This is a genomic window from Longimicrobiales bacterium, from assembly GCA_035764935.1.
GTDB lineage: Bacteria > Gemmatimonadota > Gemmatimonadetes > Longimicrobiales > RSA9 > DASTYK01.
This window is the reverse complement of record DASTYK010000138.1, coordinates 1-8637: the sequence shown is the minus strand read 5'-3', so window position 1 is coordinate 8637 and position 8637 is coordinate 1. Positions and strand designations below refer to the sequence as shown.

Here is an 8637-nt window from a genome sequence, read left to right as displayed (position 1 = left end):
GTTTGCATGAGCGTGTATTCGTCGCCGCTCGCCCAGCCTCCAGCCGCCTCGTGCGGCCCTCGCGCATGCCGGGTCTCCTGGGTAAGGCTCAGGCGGATGAACGGTCCCACGCGCTGCAGCTGGCCGATCGTGACGAGGGTCGCCGCGGCGCGCAGGGGTCGGGCGTTCCAGTCTTCGACACTCACGATCTGAACGCGATCTCGCCACACTTCGATCACGGCGGAAGGCAATCCGTCGCGCAGAAGGAACACCGTGCTATCCGCGCGTTGAGATGCCTGCGCTCGCCGTGCGCGGGTCGCCCGCTCGAGGTCGGGCAGCCTCGGCCACCACTCGGCCCCATCTAGGTAGGATGCCAGCAGCTGCCCGATCAGCTCCGCCGCCGTGTCGTCCGCCACCGGCTGCGGGTCCCTGAAGAGGTACTGCAGCGCGAGACGGCCGCGCATGCGGGCGACCTCGCTGTCGGACTGCAGCAATCGGGCGACGCTCTCCGGCTGCGGCTGCAGCTCACCCATGCCAAGAAGCAGGACGTCGTAGACGAGCAGAGCAGAATCGGCTGATACGCGGCTTCGCGCATTCGCCAGCTCCTGCGCGATGTCGCGCCCGTCGATCCGTTCGCGCACACGCAGAGCGGTGAGGTGGCGTTCATCGAAGTACGGCGGTGCCGGGAGATCCGGCGCTCCGAACGGAACCAGAGTGAACCGCGACTCATACGTCGAGGGTGGATTGATCCAGTGCAGCCAGTCCCGCCAGTGCGCAGACCCATTGGGTAGCGGCACCCTCTTCCGATTCGACGCGCCGTCGGCGGGTGAGCCGCGGGCGAGCTCCGCGGTCGGGCGCAGCAGCGACCCACCCGCCTCGGCACGCTCGATAACCTCGTTTGCGTACCGGGCAGGATCCAGGAGGAATGCCGCGATCAGGCCGAGCGCTCGCAGCCGCGGATCGCCCTCCGCGTGAATCTGCTCGGCCAGGAGCCGGCACGCTGCGGGCGTGCACGCCCAGTCGCTGGTATCGTCGCTGACAGCCGGAGCATGGAGCAGCAGTTCCTGACGGGGATTCTCGTAAAACGGATCCAGCGGCGTATTGTTGTGGAACGCCAGACCGGGATCAGCCATGAACGGAAGCGCCCGGCGCAGTGCTGCCTCATCGAACTGCCGACCGGCTCCCTGAGAGAAGGACTCTTGCAGCTGTTCGATCAGGTACGCCGTATCCGCGCTGGCCTCGGCGGCAAGCTGGAGCAAGTCGCGGATGGCGTCCGGATCGGGCCACCAGCCTATTGCCATCCGCACGCTCTGTCGCTCGTTCGGATCGTCGGTCGTGCGAAGCACCTGGAGCAACGAGTCGCGGACGACCGTGTCGGCCGCGGCCAGGCGGTCCGCGAGTGGCGCCGATGGATAGGTGATCATGCCTCCGTGCGCCGCTTCGGACTCGGCGCGCAGTGCCTCGCGTCGTGCCCGGTACTCAGCGTTGTCGTAAACATCGATCCGGCGAATTCGATCGTAGCGCGCGGACGTTCGGAAACTGCGACCATCGGGGTAGCGGAGCACGGCATTGCCAGTCAGCCACAGGCTGTCCTCACGCACGCGGTAGATGCCGATGGCAGGATCGTAGAGGAAGCGCCCTGTCACGTGGCCGTGAGTACCTCGTTCCGTGACGACGAGCGTGTCCAGAGTGCGCTCCCTGCGCAACCAGCGTTCGCGGTACCGGACACGTGCACTATCGTGCACTACAAGAAGCCGCCGACCCGCCACTGTGGTGTCTCCGGTGATCCAGCTGAACCGGCGGCCGCTGAGTTCCTGCTCCTGCCCACCACGCCTCGCGCTGAACGAGATCGTGTCGCTCCACCTCTGGCCGGCAGTGCTGCCCGGCGGGACTACCGGCGGCGCGAGCTGGTGCAAGTGGAATTCCGGCAGGCGAAGGTAGTCATGCCACCAGTGGACGAAGTACCGATTTCGCTCCTCCCACTCGTCCATTGCGTTCCACCCCGACGGCCGGTCCACGGGATCGAAAACGTACTGTGTCTCGACCAGGCCGTCCGCGCCTGTCCGTATCCAGCCGCGCCCGGGCGGAACGCCCTTCGGACCGCTGACGAACAGCGTGAAGTGCTCTGCTGTCGCGCGGATCGAATCGACTGCGAGCCAGTCGGTGTCCGGGTGATGGGGGGTGAACTGCGGCTGTTGACCGCCGTGCATCCAGCGCTGTGACGTCTGGATCTCGAGGAAGTATCTGGATGGCTGCTGCGCGCCCGACTCCTGCTGCGCGCCGAGCAGAGGCGGTGGCGCCAGCGCGCATCCCGCCATCAGGGCCAGACCTGCCGTGCGGAACTGACCCATGAGCGTGCCTACTGCTGAATAAACGTCTCCAGGAACCGTGACCGCGAGGCGTGTCTCAACCGCACCAGCGCCTTCTCCTTGATCTGCCGCACGCGCTCACGCGTGATGCCGAGCAGGGACCCGATCTCCTCCAGCGTCATCGGGTCGCGGCCGTCCTCGAGGCCGTAGTACAGCCGCAGCACGCGGGCCTCGCGCTCCTTCAGCGTGTCGAGCGCCTCCTCGATCGTGTTGCAGAGGGCGCGCTCGTAGGTCTCGTCGTCGGGCCCGGCGGAGAACTGGTCAGGCAGGTAATCCAGCAGGCGGTTGTCCTCGCCGGGCGTCAATGGGGCATCCAGCGACAGGTGCGTCTGCGAGATCGCGAGCGTGCGCTGCACCTCCTCATGGGAAAGGTCCAGCTCTTCTGCGATCTCTTCGACGGTAGGCTCGCGCCCCAGCTCCTGCAGCAGCGTGGAGGAGCGTTTGCCGATCCGGTGCAGCGCGCCGGCGCGGTTCAGCGGCACCCGCACGATGCGGCTCTGCTCGGCGAGGGCCTGCAGGATCGCCTGGCGGATCCACCAGACGGCGTACGAGATGAACTTGATGCCCTTGGTCTCGTCGAACTTGTGGGCGGCGCGGATCAGGCCGAGGTTGCCCTCATTGATCAGGTCGCCCAGTGCGACGCCCTGGTTCTGATACTTCTTGGCGACGGACACGACGAAGCGGAGGTTGGAGCGGACGAGCTTGTCGAGCGCCTCTTCGTCGCCCTTGCGGATCCGCTGGGCCAGCTCGATCTCGTCCTCGCGCTTGAGCAGCGGGTAGGCGCTGATCTCCTTGAGGTACTGATCGAGCGAGCTCTCGTCGTAGCCGCCGCCTTTACCGCCCGAAGAAAAACTCATACGACGCTCCGGTGACGCACAGCATGGTGATTGCTGACCGGTTTGCCGAGGCTGCGAGGCAGCCTGCCTCGGCGCTCCGTCTGTCAGAGGAACGCACGACCCGATGCTGTCTCGACAACGCGGGCCACGCGGACGTTCCTGTCGACTCGATCCTGGACGCTACGCTCTGGATGTTTGCGGGGGCTGGTGCCGCTCGTGCCTCCGTCCGGAACGGAGAGCACCCACGACGTCGATCGCGAATGCACGCTCATTCGTGCAGCGAACTCTCTGTTAGCAGGAGATTGTCGCCAGCCTTCAGCGTATGTGTTCCAAGCAATCAACGGCTTCTTACGGGTCGAAGCCGGGAACCATTCGGGCAAGGATACGGCCGATGCGCGCTGTACTTCCCATGACATCGGGCGCTCGTGATGGAACCGTGCGTCCCGGTCCCGATCTTCGTCGTCAGCCTGACAGCCGACCGACGAGCGCCTGTGATACGGCCGCTTCTGACATGCTACCACGGCCCTGCGCGACTGTCAATCGAGGGAGGCGCGTCCGCGCCTCCCTCCCTGTTCGTCAGACGTCGTACGTGTCGATCTGGGCGCGCTGCAGCCGGCCGGAATAGTCGACGTAGCCGACCTTCGTCTCCGAGTAGAACTCGTAGACCTCCCAGCCGCCCTCGCGGTGGCCGTTGCCGGTCGCCTTCACGCCGCCGAACGGCAGGTGCGCCTCCGCGCCGATGGTAGGCGCGTTCACGTAGGTGATGCCGTTGTCCAGCTCGTTGAGCGCGCGGAACGATGCGCGCACGTCCCTGGTGTAGATCGAGCTGGACAGGCCGTACTTCACCTCGTTGTTGATGCGGATCGCCTCGTCCAGGTCGCTGAAGCGGATCACGCTCAGGACCGGGCCGAAGACCTCCTCGAGCGCGAGGCGGCTGCCCGGCTTCACGCCACGCAGGATGGTCGGCTCGAAGAAGAAGCCGTTGTCCAGGCTGGCGCCGCTCGCACGACGGCCGCCAGTCACGACCTCGTCGCCCTCCTCGCGCGCGACCTCGACGTAGCGTGCCGTCTTGTCGAGCGCGCCCTGGTTGATGAGCGGACCGACGTCCGTCCCGTTCTGCTGACCGTCTCCGAGACGCAGCCGGCCCACCTGCTGCACCAGGCGATCGATGAGCTCGTCGTGAATCGACTCGTGCAGCAGCAGCCGGCTCGTCGCTGTGCAGCGCTGGCCGGTCGTGCCGAACGCACCCCACAGCACGCCCTCGAGCGCGAGATCGAGGTCGGCATCAGGCATGACGATCTGTGCGTTCTTGCCGCCCATCTCGAGCGAAAGCCGCTTGTGCATGCGGCCGCACGTCTCGCCGATCAGCGAGCCCGTTTCGGTCGAGCCGGTGAACGAGATCACCGGGATCTGCGGATGTTCGACCATCGCGCTCCCGATCTCCTCGCCGAAGCCGTGCACCAGTTGTACGACGTCCGGCGGCAGGCCTGCCTCGAGCAGGATCTCGATCAGGATCGTCGCAGTGTGCGGCACCTCTTCCGCCGGCTTCAGAATCAGCGAGTTGCCGCACGCGAGCGCCGGAAACGCCTTCCACGTCGGGATCGCCATCGGGAAGTTGAACGGCGTGATCAGTCCACACACACCGATGGGCCGGCGGTACGACATCGCCCACTTGTCCTTGAGCTCGCTGGGCACGGTGTGCCCGAACAGGCGACGACCTTCTGAAGCTGCGTAGTAGGCCGTGTCGATCCCCTCCTGCACGTCGCCGCGCGTCTCGGCGAGGACCTTGCCCATCTCGCGTGTCATGGCGCGCGCGATCTCCTCCTTGCGTGCGGCCATGATGTCGCCGGTCCTGCGCAGCACATCGCCACGCAGCGGCGCGGGCGTGCGTCGCCACAGATCGAAGCCTCGCTGCGCCGATGCGACGGCACGCTCGAGGTCGGTCTTGTCGGAGCGCGGGAATGTACCGATCAGGTCCTGCGTGTTGGCAGGGTTGCGGTTCTCGAAGGTGCGACCGCTCTGCGAGGCGACCCATTCACCCGCAATGAAGTTCTTGAATTCCTGTCCCATGATTCCTTCTGTCGTCGTTGTCCCGGGCGCCGCAAACGCGGCGCGGCGGCATGGCCGGCAATGTAGGCGGCTGTCGCGCGCTGCGCGACGTCAGGCGTCCTCGCGCACCAGCCTGTACTTCTCGATCTTCTTGTACAGGTTCGAGCGCGGCATTTCGATGCGACGCGCCGTCTCGCTCACGTTCCAGTCGTGCTCGCGCAGTTTCGCGAGGATGTATGCGCGCTCCGCGCGCTCCTTGAAGTCCGCGAACGTCTCCGCGTCCAGCAGGTCGCCCGGCATGGAGCCGGACGCGGCCGTGCCGCCGACGAGCCGGTCGACGTCCGCCGCGTCGATCTCGTTGGAACGCGCGAGGATCAGCAGCCGCTCCACCGTGTTACGCAGCTCACGCACGTTGCCGGGCCATTCCATCCGTGTGAGCCGCTCGGTTGCCTCGCTGGTGAACCGACGCGCCGGCAGCCGCTGCTCCTCGGCGGCGCGGTCGGTGAAATGACGCACCAGCATGGGAATGTCCTCGCGCCGCTCGCGCAGCGGCGGCACGTGGATCGGCACCACGTTCAGGCGGAAGTAGAGGTCTTCGCGGAACTGGCCCTGCTCGATCAGCTTCTCGAGGTTCTTGTTCGTCGCAGCGATCACCCGCACGTCCACGCGGATCGGCTTCTCGCCGCCCACGCGTGTGATGATGCCCTCCTGCAGCGCGCGCAGCACCTTCGCCTGCGCGGTCATGCTCATGTCGCCGATCTCGTCCAGGAACAGCGTGCCGCCATCCGCCTGCTCGAACTTGCCCGCGCGATCGGCCGTTGCACCCGTGAAGCTGCCCTTCATGTGCCCGAACAGCTCGCTCTCGATCAGCTCGGACGGGATCGCGGCGCAGTTCACCTCGACGAACGCCTCCTCCACGCGCGGGGACAGCCGATGCAGCGCGCGGGCGATGAGCTCCTTGCCGGTCCCGTTCTCGCCGGTGATCAGCACGCGCGCGTCGGTCGGTGCCACCTTCTCCACCCGGTCCAGCAGTGAGCGGATCGCGTAGCTCGAGCCAACCACTTCGTAGCGGCTCTCGACCGCGTCGCGGAGGCGCGCGTTCTCGACCGCGAGCCCCCGCTGCTGCAGCGCATTGCGTATCGTGACGAGCAGCCGGTCCGTGTCGAGCGGCTTCTCCAGGAAGTCGTATGCGCCGCGTCGCGTGGCCTCCACCGCCGTGTCGATGGTACCGTGCCCGCTGATCATGATGACGAGCGCGTCCGGATCCGACTCGCGCAGCTTCTGCAGCGCCTCGAGTCCGTCCATGCGGGCCATCTTCACGTCGAGAAAGGTCAGGTCCGGCTCGAACGACGCGTACAGCTCCAGCGCCTCCGCGCCGCTGCCGCCCGTCTGCACCTCGTGCCCCTCGTACTCCAGCACCTGCGCGAGAATACGGCGGATCCCTTCTTCATCATCGACGACCAGAATTCGAGCCATCCGTCAGCTCCCTGGATTGGCGGACGTGCCTACCAGCACCAGTGAATCGCCCCGCACATACGCGTTCGTTGCGCCGGGCGGCAGCGGCACCGCCACCGCGTCCGCTGGCAGGCCTGCCTCGTCCCGCCGCCCGAGCCGCGACAGCGCGGGACCGTACAGCCGCTCCGGCAGCGGGATGCGCGATACCGTGATGTCATCGATCGCGAGCGCCACGCGGCCACTGCCCAGTGGCAGGAGCTGCGCCGTCACGGCCAGGTCCGTGGTGTCCGGCAGGATCGCGGCGGCCTGGCGCATCCCCTCCACGTCCGGCAGCCGGTCGATCGGCATGCGCCCCTTTACGACGATGCGGCTCGCGTCCAGTTCGATGTGCGGAGAATCGACGAAGGCGGGCAGCAGCCCCTGGTACTCGTACATCAGCAGGCTCTGCAGCTCCACCGCGCCGAAGGACGCCGATCGCACACGTCCCGCCTGCAGGTCGTCCAGCTTCGCCTGCGCGTGATCCGCGAGCGCCTGGCTTGGCACCGTCTCGGTCGGCGTATCGCCCGCCAGCTCGTGCCACAACGAGCGCAGCTCGTCGCCCTTCGTGAACCACAGAAAGCCGAGAATGATCACCGCGCCGAGAATGATGATGAGGCGCAGGCAGCCGCGCGCCGGTCCGAGCATCTATTCCGTTCCTCCCCCGAGCATGGCCGCGCGCAGCACCTCGTGGCGTGCGGGCCCCCTGCCGAGATGACTTCGTATCAATGCGATCCTGTCCACCTGCATACTGCCGACGGCGAGCTGCATCGCCCGCTCGCGATCGGACACGCGCACACCGTTCCGGTTGCGCGCGCGACCCAGTGTCACGTGCGGCGTGAACGCACGCTGTTCCGGCAGGAACCCGAGCGGCGCAAGCGCCGCATCGAGGCAGTTCACGATGCCGCCGGTTGCGCCGCCGTCCTCCACACCCAGCCACACGACCTGCGCACGACCCATCCGCGGGAATGCGCCCAGTCCCGTGGTGCTCAGCGTGAACGGCCTCTGCGCTGATGCGCACGCCTCGAGCGCGGAACCGACAGAGGCGACGTCGTCCTCCGCGACTTCGCCGAGGAAGCGCAGCGTGATGTGCAGGGCGTCCTCGTCCGTCCAGCGCACATCCGGGATCGCCGAGCGCAGCGGTCCGGTCTCGCGGGCGACCAGCGCCCGCAGTGCCGGCGACAGCTGCACGCCGATGAAGAGTCTCACGACCGGCTCAGAGCCGCGCCCGCCCCGCGGCCCTCCCATGCACGGATGCGACCACAGCCTGCAACGCCTCGGCGGCGCGTGCCACGTCGCGTTCCGTGCTCGCCCATCCGAGTGACAGGCGCAGTGCGCCCGTCATCTCCGTGCCGAGCAGCCGGTGTGCCCCCGGCGCGCAGTGCAGCCCCGGTCGGGTGAGCACCCCGTGTTCCCGGTCGAGCCGCGCGGCCAGCGTCGCCGGATCGACCCCGTCGGCGATCACGGTGACGATCGGCACGCCGCCCGGTGCCGCAGGCGTCAGCACGCGCAGCCCCTCGATCCTGCCGAGCGCCTCGTGCAGCTGCTGCTTGAGACGCATCTCGCGGGCGTGGATGGTATCGATCCCCTGCGTCCGCAGCCATTCCAGGGCAGCACACAGCCCGGCGATGCCGGGCGCATTGAGAGTGCCCGCCTCGAGGCGGTCCGGCAATGCGGCCGGCATCATCGGATCGAGGGAGTCACCGCCCGTACCGCCGGTCAGCAGCGGTTCGATCTGCAACCCGGGCCGCACCCACAGGGCGCCGATGCCCTGCGGCCCGAGCAGCGCCTTGTGCCCCGTGATCGCGAGCAGGTCGATGCCCGGAGTTCCCGCATTGAGCGGCAGTGAGCCCGCGGCCTGTGCCGCGTCGACCAGGACCAGCGCGCCTGCGTCGTGGGCGGGGGCGGCCACC

7 protein-coding genes are annotated in these 8637 nt (G+C 67.6%); all 7 read right to left on the bottom strand.

Annotated features, from left to right (window positions below; all coding sequences use genetic code 11):
• Positions 1-2330: hypothetical protein (locus tag VFU06_11210; GenBank protein ID HEU5209948.1), on the bottom strand; the 2330-nt coding region annotated here is incomplete at its 3' end.
• Between the two features lie 8 nt (positions 2331-2338).
• Positions 2339-3205, bottom strand: coding sequence for a sigma-70 family RNA polymerase sigma factor (locus tag VFU06_11205; GenBank protein HEU5209947.1), 867 nt, complete (start codon positions 3203-3205; stop codon positions 2339-2341).
• 555 nt (positions 3206-3760) lie between these two features.
• Positions 3761-5254, bottom strand: coding sequence for an aldehyde dehydrogenase family protein (locus VFU06_11200; protein HEU5209946.1), 1494 nt, complete (start codon positions 5252-5254; stop codon positions 3761-3763).
• A 90-nt stretch (positions 5255-5344) separates the two neighbouring features.
• Complete coding sequence (locus tag VFU06_11195; GenBank protein ID HEU5209945.1) at positions 5345-6709, bottom strand: sigma-54 dependent transcriptional regulator; 1365 nt, start codon at positions 6707-6709, stop codon at positions 5345-5347.
• A 3-nt stretch (positions 6710-6712) separates the two neighbouring features.
• Positions 6713-7372 carry a hypothetical protein gene (locus VFU06_11190; GenBank protein HEU5209944.1) on the bottom strand — a complete coding sequence of 220 codons (660 nt, stop codon included), beginning with the start codon at positions 7370-7372 and terminating at the stop codon, positions 6713-6715.
• A complete protein-coding gene (gene thpR, locus VFU06_11185; GenBank protein ID HEU5209943.1) occupies positions 7373-7933 on the bottom strand; it encodes an RNA 2',3'-cyclic phosphodiesterase in 561 nt (186 codons plus the stop codon). It abuts the gene before it with no gap.
• Between the two features lie 7 nt (positions 7934-7940).
• Positions 7941-8637: aminotransferase class V-fold PLP-dependent enzyme (locus VFU06_11180; GenBank protein HEU5209942.1), on the bottom strand; the 697-nt coding region annotated here is incomplete at its 5' end.